Annotated in this window: 15 protein-coding genes; 8 read left to right on the top strand and 7 right to left on the bottom strand. The window is 68.8% G+C overall.

Going from position 1 to position 17148, the window contains the following annotated elements; translation table 11 throughout:
* Nucleotides 1-51: 51 nt before the first annotated feature.
* From fxlA to ABZU32_RS06170, 8 genes are all read left to right on the top strand, one after another.
* Nucleotides 52-249: an FxLD family lanthipeptide gene (gene fxlA / locus ABZU32_RS06205; RefSeq protein ID WP_354917834.1), complete on the top strand. Its 198-nt coding sequence runs from the start codon at nucleotides 52-54 to the stop codon at nucleotides 247-249.
* Between the two features lie 80 nt (nucleotides 250-329).
* A complete protein-coding gene (locus tag ABZU32_RS06200; RefSeq protein WP_354917831.1) occupies nucleotides 330-3383 on the top strand; it encodes a lantibiotic dehydratase in 3054 nt (1017 codons plus the stop codon).
* A 23-nt stretch (nucleotides 3384-3406) separates the two neighbouring features.
* Entirely contained in the window at nucleotides 3407-4558 is a 1152-nt protein-coding gene (locus ABZU32_RS06195) for a lanthionine synthetase C family protein (RefSeq protein WP_354917828.1), read from the top strand.
* Nucleotides 4540-5508 carry a thiopeptide-type bacteriocin biosynthesis protein gene (locus ABZU32_RS06190; protein WP_354917826.1) on the top strand — a complete coding sequence of 323 codons (969 nt, stop codon included), beginning with the start codon at nucleotides 4540-4542 and terminating at the stop codon, nucleotides 5506-5508. Before ABZU32_RS06195 ends, ABZU32_RS06190 begins: the two co-directional genes overlap by 19 nt.
* A gap of 2 nt (nucleotides 5509-5510) precedes the next feature.
* Complete coding sequence (locus ABZU32_RS06185) at nucleotides 5511-6611, top strand: hypothetical protein (protein ID WP_354917823.1); 1101 nt, start codon at nucleotides 5511-5513, stop codon at nucleotides 6609-6611.
* A gap of 173 nt (nucleotides 6612-6784) precedes the next feature.
* Nucleotides 6785-7402 (top strand): recombinase family protein, encoded by a 618-nt coding sequence (locus tag ABZU32_RS06180; RefSeq protein WP_354917821.1) that lies wholly within the window; start codon nucleotides 6785-6787, stop codon nucleotides 7400-7402.
* On the top strand, nucleotides 7399-8313 hold the full coding sequence (locus ABZU32_RS06175; protein ID WP_354917818.1) for an abortive infection family protein: 915 nt from the start codon (nucleotides 7399-7401) through the stop codon (nucleotides 8311-8313). Before ABZU32_RS06180 ends, ABZU32_RS06175 begins: the two co-directional genes overlap by 4 nt.
* 424 nt (nucleotides 8314-8737) lie before the next feature.
* Nucleotides 8738-9892, top strand: coding sequence for a hypothetical protein (locus ABZU32_RS06170; protein ID WP_354917815.1), 1155 nt, complete (start codon nucleotides 8738-8740; stop codon nucleotides 9890-9892).
* 224 nt (nucleotides 9893-10116) lie between these two features.
* On the opposite strand, the gene ABZU32_RS06165 is transcribed toward ABZU32_RS06170, so the two are convergent.
* From ABZU32_RS06165 to ABZU32_RS06135, 7 genes are all read right to left on the bottom strand, one after another.
* A complete protein-coding gene (locus ABZU32_RS06165; protein WP_354917812.1) occupies nucleotides 10117-10287 on the bottom strand; it encodes a hypothetical protein in 171 nt (56 codons plus the stop codon).
* A 37-nt stretch (nucleotides 10288-10324) separates the two neighbouring features.
* On the bottom strand, nucleotides 10325-10453 hold the full coding sequence (locus ABZU32_RS06160) for a hypothetical protein (RefSeq protein ID WP_354917809.1): 129 nt from the start codon (nucleotides 10451-10453) through the stop codon (nucleotides 10325-10327).
* Nucleotides 10454-11505: 1052 nt separating this feature from the next.
* Nucleotides 11506-13218: a hypothetical protein gene (locus ABZU32_RS06155; RefSeq protein WP_354917806.1), complete on the bottom strand. Its 1713-nt coding sequence runs from the start codon at nucleotides 13216-13218 to the stop codon at nucleotides 11506-11508.
* Nucleotides 13219-13234: 16 nt separating this feature from the next.
* Complete coding sequence (locus ABZU32_RS06150) at nucleotides 13235-14959, bottom strand: sigma-70 family RNA polymerase sigma factor (RefSeq protein ID WP_354917803.1); 1725 nt, start codon at nucleotides 14957-14959, stop codon at nucleotides 13235-13237.
* Nucleotides 14956-15276, bottom strand: coding sequence for a hypothetical protein (locus ABZU32_RS06145; protein ID WP_354917800.1), 321 nt, complete (start codon nucleotides 15274-15276; stop codon nucleotides 14956-14958). The genes ABZU32_RS06150 and ABZU32_RS06145 overlap by 4 nt, the downstream gene beginning before the upstream one ends.
* 14 nt (nucleotides 15277-15290) lie before the next feature.
* Nucleotides 15291-16304, bottom strand: coding sequence for a DnaB-like helicase N-terminal domain-containing protein (locus ABZU32_RS06140; protein WP_354917797.1), 1014 nt, complete (start codon nucleotides 16302-16304; stop codon nucleotides 15291-15293).
* Nucleotides 16305-16409: 105 nt separating this feature from the next.
* Nucleotides 16410-17069 (bottom strand): hypothetical protein, encoded by a 660-nt coding sequence (locus ABZU32_RS06135; protein WP_354917794.1) that lies wholly within the window; start codon nucleotides 17067-17069, stop codon nucleotides 16410-16412.
* Nucleotides 17070-17148 lie beyond the last annotated feature (79 nt).

Here is a 17148-nt window from a genome sequence, read left to right as displayed (position 1 = left end):
GGTTCGGACGGGCCAGGTGCCCCACACCCAACCTGTGAGGAGTGTGATCCGATGGCTCCAACGCTGACCCTCGATGCCACCGACGTCCTGAATTCCGGGGACGTCGTGACCGACGAGGAGTTCGAGCTGGACATGCGTGTCGTGGAGTCCACCACGCCACTGGTGACCATGATGTGCGAGACCAGCGACGGGTGCGGCACCTCGTGCAGCACCAGCGCGTGCACCACCAGTTCCAACGACCCTTCCTGAACCACTCCCAGCCGCCGACGCCGACCATCCCGGTGGGCGCCGGCGGCGCGGCTCACCACCGACCCAGGACAGGGATCACGATGAGCGTTCCTCCGCGCTACCAGCACACCGGCCTGGTGATGGTGCGAGCGAGCACTGACCCAGGCGACCTCGATCTACCCACCCGCCTCAACCTGCGTGACCCCGCCGCCGCCGTCCAGCAGGAAGGTCAGGCGTGGCTGACGAAGGTGTGGGCCCGTGGTGAGGTGCGCGAGGCCCTGCAGATGGCCAGTCCCGATCTCGGTGCCTGCGTGGACAAGCTGCTCCGCTCTGCCACGGCGTCCGGCAGCGACGTGCGCCGCGCCGTCATGGCCACCATCTCCTACCTGCTGCGTTGGCAGCGCCGATCGACTCCGTTCGGGCTGTTCGCCGGCGTCGCCACGGCCTCCATCGGGCCCGCGAGAGCCGACATCGGCACCCAGCACCACGCATACGCGCGGGCGAGCTCCGACTGGGTCACCCGCCTGACCGACCAGATCGAACAGCAGCGCAGCCTGCTGCCGCGCCTGACAGTGATCGCAGACAGCTTCGGGGTCGCCCGCGACGGCCGCTTCATCGTCGCCACCCGGGCACAAGGCGACGCCCGGCGCCCCGGCCCCATGCGTGAGGTATCCGTACGTCTGACCCGTCCGGTGCAGATTGCACTGGCCGCAGCCGCGACACCGATCCGGTTCGACCAGCTCGCCGCCGAGCTGACCACGCGTTTCCCCGGCATCTCGCCAGGGAAGATCTTCGCCCTGCTGCACGCTCTCGTGGACCAGCGCATTCTGATCACCAACCTGCGTCCGCCGATGACGGCCGCCGACCCGCTGCAACACCTGATCGACGTCCTGCGAGACGCGGGCGGCGGCGACCTGGCCGACGTCAAAGAGCTGCTACGCCACCTCGGGCACATCCGTGACCTGCTGACGCGCCACAACACCACTACCCCAGAGCGGACCGCCGCGCTGCGCACCGCGACCCGCGTGCAGATGGCCGCGCTTGCCCCGGGCGCCGGGCTGGTCACCGACGTGACCCTCGACGCCCGGATCGCCGTCCCCGAGGTCGTGCTGGAGGAGGCCGCTCGAGCCGCCACCGTCCTGCTGCGCCTGTCCACGGAGCCTTTCGGCCGCACGGCATGGATGGACTACCACGCCCGGTTCCTCACTCGCTACGGCCCCGGCGCCCTGGTTCCGGTGAAGGAGCTGGTGGCCGACTCCGGACTCGGCTTCCCCGGCGGCTACCTCGGCGCACCCCGCGCCCGGCCCACCTGGCGCATACTCACCGAGCGAGACTCCGTCCTCCTGGCCCTCATCCAGAAGGCCGCCCTGACCGAAGCCGACGAGGTCACGCTCACGGAGGCAGACATCACCGCGCTGACCGTGGGCGACCACGACACCGTGGTGTTGCCACACCGCATCGAGCTCGGCGTCGCTTTGACCGCCGCCTCCACCGAAGCGATCAACTGCGGAGAGTTCGACCTGCGTGTCACCGCCAACCCGCGCGCCCACACCAGCATGATCGGGCGGTTCACCTACCTGCTGGACGAGGACGACCGTGCCCGGCTAGCCGTCTCCTACGGCACCGGCCCCGGGCACACCGGCGACGACGCCGTGGTGGTGCAGCTCTCCTTCCCGCCCCGCCGCTCCCGCAACGAGAACCTCACTCGGGTCCCACCGCTCGTCCCCGACATCGTGCACTTGGGCGAGCCTCCCGGCAGGGGCGCGATCGGCGTCGACGACCTGGCGATCACTGCTGACTCCGCCCATATGTACCTCGCGCAGCGCTCCACCGGCCGGCGCGTCCTGGCCCACATCCCCCACGCGTTGGACACCACCGTTCAGATTCCGCCACTGGCCCGGTTCCTCGCCGAGGCCGCCGACGCCCGCAGCGCCGTCTACAAGCCGTTCAACTACGGCGCCGCCCGCACCCTGCCGCACCTGCCGCGCATCCGCTACCGGCGCACCGTCCTGGCGGCCGCTCGCTGGCTCCTCACCACCACCGATGTACCCAGCACCGGACAGGGCTGGGATGCGACGCTGCAGGTGTGGCGACAGCGATGGCGCACACCGGCGCGTGTCCTGCTCTGCCAGGAGGACCTACGTCTCCCCCTCGACCTCGATCAGCCGATGGACCGCGCCCTGCTCCAGAGACGGCTGGAGCAGACTGGGCGGATCGAGCTGCAAGAAGACCACCCGCCGAACGGGTTGGACTGGATCGGTCGACCGGCCGAGCTGCTGATCCCGATGACCAGGGTGAATCCCCCACAGCGCCGCCTCCCGGCGACTGCGGCCCCGGGCAGTGCCGCGTTGGTGTGCGCCCGCCTGGTCGGCAACCCGGCGCGATTCGACGACATCCTTGCCCGGCACCTGCCGCCCTTCGCCGAGGAGCTTGCCGGCCTGGTCACCTTCTGGTGGGTGCGCCGCCACCGCGACATGATCCGGCTCGACGCCGACCAGCATCTCGCCGTGTACCTGCGTCTGGTCGATTTCTCCCAGTACGGGACGGTCGCGGCACGCCTGGCCGCGTTCGCCGCCCGGCTTGAGACGCTCGGCATGCCCGCGCAGCTCACCGTCGCCACCCACCACGAGCAGCCCGGCCGGTACGGCGAAGACGCGGCGCTGGCGGCGGCCGAGCAGGCTTTCGCCGCCGACACCAAGGCTGCCATCGCGCAGATCAGCGTGGCCGACGCCGCCCGGCTGCCTGACCAGGCGCTGGCCGCCGCGTCCATGGCGCACCTCGCCGCCACGTTCGCCCCCGATACCACTACCGGTTACCGGGCGCTGCTCCGCTGCGTGGACCAGCAGACCGGCCCGCTGGACCGCACTCTGCGCGACCATGCGCTGCACTGGAGCGACCCCGCCGACGACTACCAGGCCGTGCGCGCCATCCAGGGCGGCGAAACCGTCGCCGCCGCCTGGCGTACTCGAGATGCGGCGCTGACCGCCTACCACCGTGCCCTTGCCGAGCAGCGCGATCCGGCCACAGTGCTGCGAAGCCTGCTGCATGACCACCACGTGCGGGCCCTCGGCGTCGACCCGGAGTTCGAGAAGGTGACGGGCCGCCTCGCCCGCGCGGCCGCCCTACGCTGCCTGGCTCTGGCAGGTGCCCTGTGACCGGCCGCCCAGCACCCGAACCGGTGAAGCTCAGCGAGCACGAGATGGCGGACCAATCCCTCACCAAGCCGACGGTCGCTACCGCGCTCCTGAACATCGAGCGAGCCCTGGCCGGCACCGGAGACTGGGAGAGCACCCACGCGTACATCCGACAGGCCACAGCCGGCCACATCGACAGCGCACCGCACGCCGGGCTCTACTACGGGGCACCGGCCATCGCGTTCGTCTTGCACGCCGCCAGCACAGGGAACCCCCGCTATCAGGCGGCGGCCCGCACCCTCGACAAGCACGTGGCACGGCTGACCCAACGCCGCCTGGCGACCGCCGCCGAACGGATGAGGCGACGGGCGCCCGCCACATTCGGTGAGTACGACGTGTTCCGCGGGCTGACCGGGCTCGGCGCGCTGCTGCTCCTGCGAGCACCCGGCAGCGACCTACTCGGCGCTGTCCTCGCCTACGTGACACGGTTGACCAAAGCGCGCCGCGTCGACGGCGTGGAGGTGCCGGGCTGGTGGGTCGACCACGATCCGGACCCGCTCATGCCGACTCCCGGCGGACACGTCAATCTCGGCCTCGCGCACGGCGCGGCCGGGATGCTCGCCCTGCTCTCCCTCGCGTCCCTGCATGGCTGCAAGGTGCCCGGCCAGACCGGCGCGATCGAGACCTTGATCGGATGGTTCGACCGGTGGTGGCAAGACTCGGCAGACGGAACCTGGTGGCCACAGTGGCTCACCCGCGATGACCTCCGCACCGGCCACACCGCCCGACCCGGCCCGGGTCGCCCGTCCTGGTGCTACGGCGCAGTCGGGATCGCCCGCGCCCAGCAACTCGCCGCCCTCGCCACCGACGACCCGACCCGGCGCGCGATCGCCGAGAACGCCATGGCCGAATGCCTGACCGACCAGAACCTCCAGAACATCACCGACGCGGGGCTGTGCCACGGCATGGCCGGCGTGTATCAGACCGCTTACCGGGCCTCCATCGACGCCGCGAACCCGGCGATCGGCCAACGGCTCCCCACGCTCGCAGCCGCACTAACCCAGCATGCGGCGACCGGCCAAGACGACGCCGAAGGGCTGCTGACCGGAGCCGCCGGAGTGGGCCTCGCCCTGGAAACCGCACGGCACAACAAGCCCCCACGCTCTGGATGGGACGCATGCCTCCTCATCACCTGACCACCGCCGCACCGCACCAACTCGCCGCTGGCGTCCTTGCCCTCCATTCAGGGGGAGACCTGGACACCGCCGCCGCCGACGTCGGCGTGGACCCGATCGACCTCGACGAAGCCGCCATCGTGTACCAGGCCGCCGGGCTCGCCGCGCTCGAACGGCGCGCCGAGGCCGGCTGGTACCAGCTACGCGTCCAGTTCCCCGACTGGGACACCGCCGAGCTGGTCGGCGCCGACCAGCTCGCGCCGCGCCTGGAGCAGCTGCGAGCAGGCGGGGCGATCTCCGGGTGGTGGTTTCTGCGCAAGCCCCCTGGCTGGCGGCTGCGCCTACGCAACGCCGACATCCCGGCCGTTGACCAGGTACTGGAGGAGCTGATCGCAGCCGGGGCACTGACCCGCTGGTGGCCGACCGTGTACGAACCGGAAACCGCCGCGTTCGGCGGGCCGGCCGGAGTGGAGGCCGCGCATGACCTGTTCTACGCCGACAGCCTCGGCGTCCTCGACTACGCTCGCCAGAACGCTCCCGACCTCGGCCGGCGAGAATTGTCCATCCTGCTGGTCAACGCCCTGCTACAGGCGGCAGACCTGGACTGGTTCGAGCGCGGCGACGTCTTCGCCCGAGTGGCCAAGCTACGACCCGCCCCCACCAAGGCCGACAGCGCCCGCATCGAGAAGCTGACCGCCAACGTGCGCACGCTGCTGGCCGTACCCGTGCAGTCCGACAGCGAGCCGTTCGCCCCAGGTGGGCACGCCGCCTTCGCCACGCCGTGGCTCACCGCGTGGGAGGCCGCCGGCAGACGGCTCGGCCGGGCCGCCGCCGAAGGCCGTCTCGATCGCGGGCTGCGCGCGCTCCTCACCCATGTCGTGATCTTCCACTGGAACCGGCTTGGCCTGTCGGCCGCAACGCAAGGCATCCTCTCCCGTGCGGCCACCGCCGCCTTCCTGCCCGAGAGCTGACCATGGACCCGACCTCGCTGCGCGCCGCCGTCCGCCGCTTCCCCCTCGTCGGCCTTGCCCGGCCGGGCCACCCACCACTTCCCGAACGGGTCAAGGAGATCGCCGCCATCGCCGAAACCGCCGCGCGTCAAGGCGCTGACGCCCTGCACGAGGGGGCGCACGCGCTGAACAAGGCCGCACTGCTAGCCAGTGACTGCGGCCTACCGGACCTGGCCCGTGACCTGTGCTGGCAGCACATTGACATCTACCGTGAGGCCGGCCACCAGCTGACCGTGCTCCAGGCCCGATACATGCTCGAGCCCGCCCTCAACCTCGCCAGGCTCCAGATCCGCGCCGACGCCGGGCAGCACGCGCTACGGCTGCTGGACGCGATGTACCAGGCGGTCATGAACGGCAGCGACCTGGTGATCGAGGACCGCACCCTGCCGCTGACCAACCTCACCGGCACCCCGAAGGAGCGCCACAAGCTGCGCGAATGGATCTGGCTGCAGTACCTCGCGGACGGCATCCGCGCCCTGGCGCTCGCTGACCGCTGGGACGAGGCGGTCACGCACGCCAGAGCGCACCGAGGCATCGGCCTGCACCTCATGGAAGGACGGCAGGCCGCGATCATCGCCCACTGCCTGCGCGGAACGCGGGGAGCGGCACAGGCCGTACTCAACGAGAGCACGCCCACGGAGCCGTGGGAGCACCAGGTCGCCTCCTGCCTGCGCGTGATGTGCGCCGAGCCGGACGGGGCAGCGACCAGCCGGGACGCGGCGGCGATGGTCGAACAGTTCCTCGGGCACGAGCTGATGCCCGGCTACGTCGTCTTCCGGACCCGACTTGGGCTGACCGTCGCCACCCTCGCCGACACCACCAAGGCGGCCAACCATGTTCATGCTCAACTGGCGGCCGAGGTGATCGAGTCCGAAGACGGATACGCCGCGCGGGACATGCTCAAGCACCGCCCCCTGGACGGGATATCGGATGCGCACCGCCAGGCGCTGACCGGCCTGATGGCGTCTTCTGGCTTGGGGGCAGGGGCACTGCCGTCGCCGCTGCTCGATTCGCTCACGTACTCGGCAAAGACGGCGAGCGAGGCGTTGGCCGCGGCCGTGTGACCATCTAGTGGGCACCCCAGCACTTCGACCTGCGCCGCCGGCCCGGCTGGTTCGACCCCTACAACGAGGTCGACTACAGAGCATGGCCTTAGAGGAAGCTTCGGCTTCAGATGGTCGAGAACTCGTGGCGGGAAACAACGACGGGAAGAATCCTGGTCCGCTAATTTTGACATGTGCTGATCGGATACGCGCGGGTGTCCACCACCGACCAGAACCTCGACCCCCAGATCGACGCGCTCATCCGGGCCGGCGTCGCCGAAGAAGACATCTACGTCGACACCGCCGGGGGCGCCAAAGCATCCCGGCCGCAGCTCGATCTGGTGCTGAAGCCGTTGCGCGACGGCGACACCTTGAAGGTCACCAGGCTGGACCGGCTAGGCCGTTCCGTCCTACACCTGGTCGCCCTCGATGCCGAAGTCCGTCAGCTGGGCGTCGACCTGCATGTGATCGAGCAGGGCATCGATACCGCCACCATGGAGGGCCGGGCGATGTTCGGGATACTGTCCGTGCTCGCCGAGCTCAACACTCGCGATGGCCTGGCCGCCGCTCGCGCCCGAGGCAGAACAGGCGGCCTCCGGCCCAAACTCACACCGAACCACGTCAGGACCCCCCCGCGCCTCTACGACGAGGGCGAGCACACCGTCCAGCAGATCGCCGACATCATCGGGGTCAAGCGCGGCACCCTCTATGGCCACCTGGACAAGAACACTGTCGGCACCCGACCGCGGGCTACCGCCAGCGTAGCCGTCTCGACCTCGCCAGCGGATATCGGCTCTTGGGAGCCACAGTGAGGTCCGCCGACTTCTTCATCGAGACACCTGCCAGTTCCCCATGGGGCTCAACAGACTCCTCGACAATCGAGCTGGACGAGAAGCTCGTCACTGCTCTACGAAGCGGCCCTATCAACGGTGAAAACGACGTCTCCGCATGCCAGGGACTCCTCGACCTCGTTCACGATGAACTCCAGGCTTATGGGACCAGCGGCGGGCACCGCCTGACCGACGAGCAGATGCGGCTCGCGATCCGAACGCTCGAAGCCGTGACGCAGCGGCTCGGCATCCGGCTGCAGGTGCCGTTCCAGGACTTCACCAGCTTCCGTTCGTACTGGAGCCGTAACGGAGCCCGTAACTCGTGGCAGGCACGGCGAGACATTCTGGAGAAGCTGTTTGAGCCGGCCAGAGCAAAGCTGGCAGGACTCGAAGGGCCCACGGTAGGTTCTCGGCTGCCCGAGCAATCTCTCGCCCATCTGCAAGATCCCGCCGCGATCCAAGAACAGCTCTGGCGTATACAACGCGCCATCATGGACGATCCGGCGCTGGCTGTCGGCAGTGCGAAAGAGCTGATCGAAAGCACCGCCAAGGTCGTGCTTATCGAGCGTGGCCTGATGATCGACGACAAAGCCGACCTGCCCGCCCTGGTCAAGGACGCCCAGATCGCCCTCAGACTGCACCCGACCTCGAAGGCCCCTGGTCCTGACGGCAGCGATGCGGTGAAACGGATCCTGGGATCAGTCTCCAGCGTGGCCATCGGAGTCGCTGAACTGCGCAACCGCGGCTATGGGACAGGCCACGGTCCAGCCGCCGCCAGGGTCGGCCTGCGCCCCCGTCACGCGCACCTCGCCGTAAACGCCGCGGTGACATGGTGCCAGCTCATGCTCGACACCCTCGCCGACACCGAAGCGCCGTGGCACAACGACGTATAACTCGCCACTGGACTCCAGTAGCTGGAACCCACGTTTCACCCACGAGGCAGGCCCACCGCGCTTGCGGCGTAGCCCCAAGGCTTTCTCGATTTCACGCAGGGCCGCCTCACCTGCGAAGTGGCATGTGTAGGCGGCCGCGCGTACGGGCAAGTCGTGCAAGTCCAACCAGCCAGTTCTCCAGCGTTTGGCCGTACTCCTAATTGAGGAGCCAGGCGATTACCGCGCGTGCCGCGCCGGACAGTACGCCTGTGATGGCAGCGGAGACCAGGCGGAATCGTACGGCACGGCTGATGCGTGATCTATCCGGCGGTCGAGCTCTTTCAGGTGAGGAGGGAACCTCGGATGTGTTCATGTGACCAGTAGGCCAGGCCCGGATCTCGCCATCCTCGGCGACAACCGCGGGGTTCTATCTACGATGCCCCTTGTGGTCTGGAAGGCGCCGACATCAACAGAACTCCAATTGCAGAGCTGGTTGGGCGAGCGTGGCCTGCATGTCAGCTTGGCTAAGATCCGACGTTGGCGCGAGTATGAGGCACTGCCGTGGCCCCAGCGACAGGCCCTCGGGTATGGCCGCGGTTCGGCATCATCGGAGCTCACCCAGGACACCTACATAGTCGCCGAAGCCCTCGCCTTGGCCACGAGGCGCAAGCAGCGGCTGGATAAGGCGGTACTTCAGATCTTCTTTGTCCACCCACGGCATGAGGAGCCCTTCATCGCCACTCGACTGCCGCTGCCCGAAGCTGGCGTGCGCAAAGCCCTAGAGTGGTCGATCGCCAACGACCGAGATAGTGTGATCGTCAAGATGGAGCGGGCGATGGCCGCCGAAGGCACCGATGGAGACCAGATCGGAGCAGCGCTCGACACGGCGCACCGGCATTTCCACAATCTCCTCCGCCAGCAAATCTCTGCTCGCAGACGAAACCTCGAGTTGCCCCGCCTTACTTTTGTGCGCAATGCGGACGACGCTACCGCCCTAGCGGACATAGCTGTCGCTGCGTTAATTCCTGGGTCCCTCGGTTCTGACATGGCCACCGAGGCCATCCGCGGGACCATCGAAGATCTGCGCATCAACTACAAGCCCGACGAGACACTCCGCTCACACAAGACCCTCTTCGAGGCGATTCTTGATCTTGGGCTGAAGCAGGAACTCGGGGAACTCCGGGTTATGAGCTCCGCCCCGGACATCTCGACCTCCGCCCAGATCGAAACGATCAGAAAGATCGACTATGCCCGGATCTGTATCGTCCGTGACCTCCTTGCCGTACTCGCCGAAGCCGCTCTTCCCCTTCGTATCGCTCGACGAGTGCTCCCTGATGACCCCGTCGTCACACGTGTCATGGAACTCCGCGCCCAATACGCGATCATCGACTACTGCCTGCACCACGCAGAGGTCATCAGTCGCGGTGCTACAGCCAGAGCATGGGTGATCATGACACGCCAGCTCATCACGCTCCTTCGGGCCTACGCCAGCGACGAGATGTTCGGTCGTCTGCGTGCAGCAGTGATCAAGCTGGACCCTGTCCTGGATGAGCTGCCAGTACTGATCGAGCGTGTGCGAGCACAGGTCGCGTCCTCTTAAAAGAGGTCGATCCCAGTCACGTCGGAACGAACGGATTGACGACCGCTTCTCCGAAGGCATGCGGCCGACCTTCGTTACCGACCAACAGCCAGCTGATCCTGCTGTGAGACTGGCTCAGGCCGGCCAGCACGTCATCGCGCACCGCCTCCCATCGCGCTCCGTCCAGCAACCGGGCCGGCGGTCCGACCAGCGGTTCGACGGTGAGGCGAACACATCGCGCCGGTTCAACGCAGATCGGCGGCGACGGTGCCGCGCACCACGCCCGCGTCGGTCTTGACGACGGCGCCGTCAGTGGTTCTCGCGGTGTCCGCCTGGGCGGACACACCCATCGCCACGCAGGCCATCGCCGCCGCGATCAGGGCCAGGACTCTGCGGCTCGTCTTCGAAATGTTCATGGTCATGATGATGGAGGCCGATCACCGACAGAGCCGGTCAACGAGCAGACACGTCGACGGCGTCTTCGGGCCCCGCCGGTTTGAGGTCGTCGGCGGCGGCATGAGCGTAAAGAAAACTCTCGACGCCGCGCAGGAACGTCTCGCAGATCAGCGCCGGGTCGATCACGCAGCCGGCGGCCAGCGCCGTCGCGCATCATCACGAAGCAGCGGGCGGCGGGCTCGGCGCCTGTCTCCCGGATCTTGGCTACCGGTTCCGTGACGGTCTCCAGGAACCACTGGCGGGATGCGAGCACGGCCTCGCGCACCGGGAACTCGGGGTCGGGATACTCTGCGGCGGCGTTGAGGAAGGCGCACCCCCGGACGTCGGAGGACTGGATGCCCTGGCGATAAACGTGCTGAGGGCTCGAATGGTGTCGGTGGCCGGGAGTCCGGCGGCGACGGCCTCGGCCGCCTGGCTCCGCATGGCCGGTCGACCTCGTCCCAAGTAGGCGAGGACCAGATCCTCCTTGCCAGGAAGCGCCGGTAGAGGGTGGCCCGCGGAGTGAGCGGGCTCAAGCGCATCATCGACCGGCCACAGCCCCAGAGCATCGCCGAAGCGTTCGCGGCTGAACTGGAAATCAGTTTCGGTTAGGACGTCGATAACCACGCGAGACCGGGACATGTGCTTCGACTGCTGTTCGACCAGGTCAGCGACATCCAAGGACGTACAGACGTCGGCAGCGTCAAGCAGACGGGAAGCGCGCCGAGCTACGACGCCAGCGTGGCGGGACGGGCACTAGCCGCACACCGACGACGTGCGTCGTTACGTCGCAGCGGGGCACCCGCTGCGGTGCATGCGGATCCGGCTGGAGCCCGGCCAGGGGTGCATCCCACCCACCAAGCTCGTACCGCACGACGGCTCGACAAGCGACGCCCGTGCGTGGTCACTGGCCACCTTCTGACTTGGATGAACGAGCCATAACAACGCGAGAAACGCCTCGTCCTCCCCACAGGGAGGACGAGGCGCGTCGATACGAGTTCACAGGTCAGAGCCTGAATGGACTCCCGGGTGGTATCGCTCGGCGGGCCGCAGGTCGGTGTCGTACACCGGGGTACGAGGCACATCAAGCAGGACACCGAGAATCGGCCATCGAGCCTGCAGGCTGGTGACGAGCACCTGGTTAACCAGCGTGCACGCTGAGCCGACCGGGAGCAATCTTCGCCGACGGGACCTGAGTCCTACTGGGAGTGGATGTAGACCTCGTCGAAGACCTCGGCGAGCTTGGTGAGGTCCTGGGTGATGCCCTTTTCGGGGTCGCTGGCGTCGAAGGTGATCGACAGCCGGCCGAGCCCCTTGCGGGCCTGCAGGGCCTTCCACATGGTGTTGGTCGTCAGCCCCTGGTCCAGCAGACGCCAGGTGGCGCCGTCCCACTCCTGGCGGTGGGTCCACAGCATCACCGTCTGCACGCCCGCCTGCAACGGCAGGTCGACGCGCAGCTTGGCGGCGGCTTCGGCCTGCGCGGCGGTCAGCTTGTCGGCGCCGCTGTGCGCCAGGCCCACCTCACGCGCGCCGACGTGCATCCGGGTGTCCCAGCCCCGGGCCCGCACGCCGATCCACTGGTTGCGCAGCGCCTTGTCCGGGGTGATCTTGTACTTGGCGTACTCGCTGGCGAACAGGCCGCTGGAGACGTTCACGTGGTCCACATCGCCGGTCAGCACGTACTTCTCGACGTTGGCCCGGGTGATCAGCGGGTACTTGGCGCGCAGCGCCGCCTGGCACGGCTCGTTGGCCCCGCAGCCCATCTCGGGCACCACCACGTCCACCGCGAGCTGCTTGCCTGCGGGGATCGCCGCGCGCAGAGCAGCCGAGCTCTCCTTGACGAACCTGCGCACGTCGTCGGCGTTCTTGAAGCCCCAGTAGCCGAGGTCCTGGGCGAACTTCACGCCCACCACGCCCGGCCGGCTGGCCTGCGCCGCCATCGAGGCGACCGCCGCGTCGAACTGGTCCTTGCCGGCCGTCCACGCCGGGGCCAGCTCGCCCTCGATCCACACCCGCATGCCCAGCTTGATCGCCGTGGCCGCCGCCTTGCCGGTCGCGTCGTTCGGCGCGGTCAGCGGCGCCTTGGACGCCTTCGGCGTCGCGGTCGGCTGCGCCTCGGTGGACGGGTCGGGCTGCGGCGCGGTGGAGCGGTCGGGACGCGGCGCGGTCACGCTGGAGGTGGGATCCGGCGCCACCGACTCCTGATCCTGAGGCCCGTTGGAGGTCTCCACTCGCGGCGCCTGCTCCCCGTTCGGATCGCTCTGCGTCTGCGGGTCGGTCTGGGTCTGGGTCTGCGGATCGGTCTGCGTCTGCGTCTGCGTCTGCGGGTCGGTCTGTCTCTGGGCGTTCGGATCGTTCACCGTCTGCCCGTCCGGGTCGGCCAGAGCCGTGGGACCGGGTGTCGCGCCCGAGGTGGTCTCACCGGAGGTCGTCGTCGGCGTGCCCGAAGCACTGCCGCCGCCGGAACAGTCGAACTCGCCGCCCTGACACGCCTTGGCCGGCGGCTTGGTCACATTGCCGTCGGTGTCCTTGCAGACGTACTTGCCGGCGCTGTGGTCGTACTTGCACAGCACCTGGTCCTTGTCGGCGCAGTCCTGCATGCCCGGACCCTTGTTGGTCTTGTCCATGCAGAACAGCACCGGCCCCGGATAGGGCACGGCCTCCTTGAGCTTCTCACCGTCGTTGCGGGCCCAGAACCGAACAATGTCCAGGGCGTCTTTCGGGGTCTTCGCCATCCAGGAGCAGTACATGTACTCGGGGGTACCGGTGCCGAGGATGTCGTCGCATTCGCTGTTGGAGATGTCGTCGGTGCTGGGGGCTGCGAGGGCGATGCCAGTGGGAATGCCGATGGTCAGTGTGAGGAGCACCGCGGTGAGCGCAATGATCCATTCGCGTTTGCGGAGGTGGAGCATGGCCGTCTTCTCCTGGTCAGAGGGGCTGGGGGCAGGTCTTGGTGTAGGTGATGGTCACGCCGACGGTTCCGGAGCCCTTGGTGCCCTTGTTGTCGCCGGACCACGAGATGGACAGGTAGGTGCTCAGGGGTCTGCCGCAGTCGGATGTGGTTCCCGGCCCGACCTGGAGCGAGAAATCGACGGTGACGCTGTCGCCGTCGCCGATGCTGCCGCTGCCGGGTGTCGTCGCGAGGTTGGAGCCGCCAGCGCGCCAGGTGATCGCCCCGGTTCGGCTGGCCAGCGTCACCCTTCCCTGGCGGCTGGTGCCCAGGTCGACCGAGGAGGTAGAGGCCGAGAACGACGGTGGAGGTGGTGGCGGGGGCGGTGGGGTGCTGATCTGCGGCTGGGTAGTAGGCGTGGCGGATGGTTTCGGCGGCGTGGAGCTGCGCGGAGGCGGCGGGGTGTCGGGGCCGGTACCAACGGGCGGCGAGCTGCTGCGCCGGGGTGTGCCGCTGGGCTTGGTCGGGTGTGCGGAGTGAGATCGTGATGGCAGACGGCGCGTGGTCGGGCGGGATGCCGCCAGCGGCGTGAGGGACGGCGTGGTGGTGGGGTGGGAGACCTCCGTACCGGTGGCCATCGGCGGTGGTGGCGGAGGCGGCGAGTCCACGACAGGGGGCAACCTGTCGCCGGGGGTCACGACGAGCGTGCCGCCGCCGACCGCGGTCCCACCGGCTGATCGGCCGGTGTCCGGTTGGAAGACCAATGACCAGGTGGCCGCCGTCACGACCAGGGCGGCCACGGTGACCAAGCTCAGGCGACCCCAGCGGATGCGGCTTTCCGGGTCCGAGGCGTCCAGGTCAGGTTCCCAGAAGTCCGCGGGCGACGGCCGGCTGGGGCGCTCAGGCGTGAAGCCTTCGTCCACGGCCAGCGGTTGGTCGGGCGGGGGCGGGTTCTCCAGCGCGTCGGGCTGCACGGGGAACCCGTCGGGGTGCCAGCCTTCGTCAGCGGGTTGGGCGATGGTCAATGCGGACTCGGGAGCGGTAAGAATGCGGTCCGGTGAGATGGGACTCGCCGGGATGGGCATGCGTGACAGCAGCGTGGAAATGGCCACCTTGGCCGGAGCGGCTTGGCAGTCGGAGCAGGAGCGCACGTGCCGGCTGATGTGGGCCCGCAGCAGTCGCGTCGGGGACTTCACCCATGAGGCGACCAAGTCGGCCAGCAGGTGGCATCGAGGGTCGGGACGTCTGGCCTCCATGACGGCGACGAGCCACTGCTCGGCCTTCCGCCTGCCCTGGAGGGCCGCCGCGGTCACGGAGTCCGCCGCGATGTCGAGTACGCGGGCGACTTCCTCCAGGGTGAGGCCGTGGCGCAGGGTCAGGTCGAGGATCTCGCGTTCGCGTGGTTCCAGGCAGGCGAGAACCTCGTCCGCCAGCTCGGCAGCCGCGCCCGGCACGGGGCCGACGTGCTGACCGGTGCGCGAGGTGCCGACGAGCCTGGCCTGGCACTCTGCGCGGGCCAGCGCGTACAGCCAGGCGCGCTGGGACCTGGGGTCGGGCAACCGTCTCGTTTGGGCCATGGCCCCTTGGATGGCGCCGGCCATCGCCGACTGGGCATCATCGTCAGGCAGCAGCGAGCGACAGTAGTCGTAGAGACGGTCTGCGTACTCGCGGCAGAGGTCCGGCAGGGTGGCGGGGCCCTCGACGAGCACCGGAGTGGGTGCTGATCTGGGCCGAGCGCCGGTGCCGGGAAATGCATTGCTCATTGCTGTCGTTCCTGCGAATCGATCTGGGTGGCGGCACGGATCGCAGCGTTGCGGGCGACGATGGCGTCCTGGGCGGTGATGCGTGCCGCCTCGGCGTCGAGCATGTCGGCGAGCTTCTTGTCGGTGCGGATCCATCCCTTCTCGAAGTGGATCCACCAGGTGTCCTGGTAGCGGACGGCGTAGGCGATGGTCTGGCCGAGCGGTGAGACCAGGCCGCGGTCGAACGCCTTGTTCATGTCGGCGTGACTGATGATCACGGGCAGGGTGTCCGGTTCGCGAGAGGACGGCTGGTCTGCGGGGTGCGCGGGGAGCGACATGGCGGGTTGCTCCTTTACTGGCGCAACTCGGGGCCGTCGAGGCCGAGCGCTCGGTGGGGAGAAGCAAGGTGGGGATCTGCGGTGGCCCTGGTGAGGCGGTGTTCACGGTGGAGTGCCTCGCGCGTGAGCTGCTCGTTTCTGGTCACCTCGGCGTCGGCGGTGCGCGGCGCGGTGCCGGCGGTGAACTCGGCGCGGGTGTGGTCGGCCAGCAGGTCACGTCCGATCTCCAGCGCTATGCCGGACTCCACCGCCGTGCGGGCCAGGCGGGCGACATATCCAGAAGCGGCCAGCGGAGCGTCCTGTCCAGTTGATGTCTCCTGCGTCAAGGGCGGGGCGGCGGATCGCGCACGGGCCAGCTCCCAGGTGAGCGTCAGCTCCTCCACCGGTTCCCCGTACCGGTCGACGGCGACGATCGCCTCGTAGATGTCGCGGCGGTCGGTGCTGGTGAACACCTCTGGGTCGAGCCAGGCCGCGACCCCGCGCAGGTGCTCGGGATGCTGGATCAGATCGGCCAGCAGCGCCTCCTCCCGCAGGATCCGCAGATCCTGCCGGACGGCTTGCGCGGGCAGGGCAGCGTCGGTCTCGATGTCGAACCGGACGGCGTTGGAGCGCAGCGCCTGCGACAGCAGTGCCATATGGTCGCGTTCGGCGTCCAGACCGCGTGTCGGACCGGCCGCCTCGGCCAAGCGGTCGGCGTGATCGAGGAGGTCCCGATGCAGGGCGGCCTCCTGGACCATGCGGCCGTACACGGCGATGGAGGAGACGTCCGGGCTGGACAGAGCTAGCGCGGCGAGCCGAGTGGCATCGATTCCAGGCACGTCGGCGTGCTGGATGATCCGATCGGCCATCGCCGCGCCCCAGATGGCCGGCTCATTGGCGTGGACGTCGAGGAACGCGGCGAAGACGGCCTGGTGGTCGGGGCGATGGAAGTGCCGGGGCAGCAGGTAGGGCACGTCGTTGACCAGGCTGGGGTCGTAGATGAGCGCGCCGATGAGTGCTTCTTCGGTGCGGTGGACCAGATCAGGCATCCTTGCCGGGCTTTCTGTCGTTGTCCGACCCGCCGGACCTCCTGGCCGGCAGGTTCACAGAAGTGGCGCCGCGCGCCCATACGAGTGCGGCGTGGTCCCGGGCCGTCATCGCGGTCCCCCGCGGGCCGCCCGGTCAGCGCGGCGGTGCTCGACGCTGCGATCGGCCAGTGCCAGGGCGACGCGGCGTTGGTCGAGGCGATGGGCGAGGTCGGGGTCGGTGACCCGGAGCCAACCGCCTTGGCCGGGCACCCACCAAGAGCCGTCGTGGCGGAGCAGGTCAGTGACGGTCGTACTCAACGGGACGGCGGTACGACGCTCGCGGTGGGCGGCCATGGTGGCGGGGGTCAGGAACAGGTAGCCGTCACGACGCGCGAGTGCCGGGGCGTCGCCGATGAGGCGGTCGGCGGGTATGCCGGCGGCAGGGTCGGCGCCGGCCCATCGCCGTTGCAGGGCGGCATCCTCGGCGGCCATGCCGTCGGCGCCACGGTGCCCGGCACGGCAGCCGGCGGCGTAGAAGGTGATGGCCGCGTGCATGGTCTGGCGGAGTTCGGCGTGCCAGTAACGTGCCGCCTGCCCTGACGGCTGTTCGGCGTCGTATATCTCCTCGCGCCAGGCTTTGAGCGCCCACAATTCCTCGATCAAACCGGGGTGCTGGGCCCAGCAGTGCGGCAGGCGTTCCTCCACGCCGAGCTCGTAGCGATCGTGCAACCAGATGACCCAGGCCAGCAGTTCGCTCCAGCTGGTCCGGCGCTGAGTGGGGTCCATCCGGTGCCACTCGACCAAGCGCGGACGGCGATGCCGGGGCCTACGGGGTCCACGCTTCAGGGTGCTCACATGCTGGTCG

The sequence above is a fragment of the Sphaerisporangium sp. NPDC005288 genome (assembly GCF_040607475.1).
Taxonomy (GTDB): Bacteria; Actinomycetota; Actinomycetes; order Streptosporangiales; family Streptosporangiaceae; genus Sphaerisporangium; species Sphaerisporangium rhizosphaerae.
The sequence above is the reverse complement of the archived record's forward strand: the minus strand, read 5'-3'. Positions and strand labels throughout refer to the sequence as shown.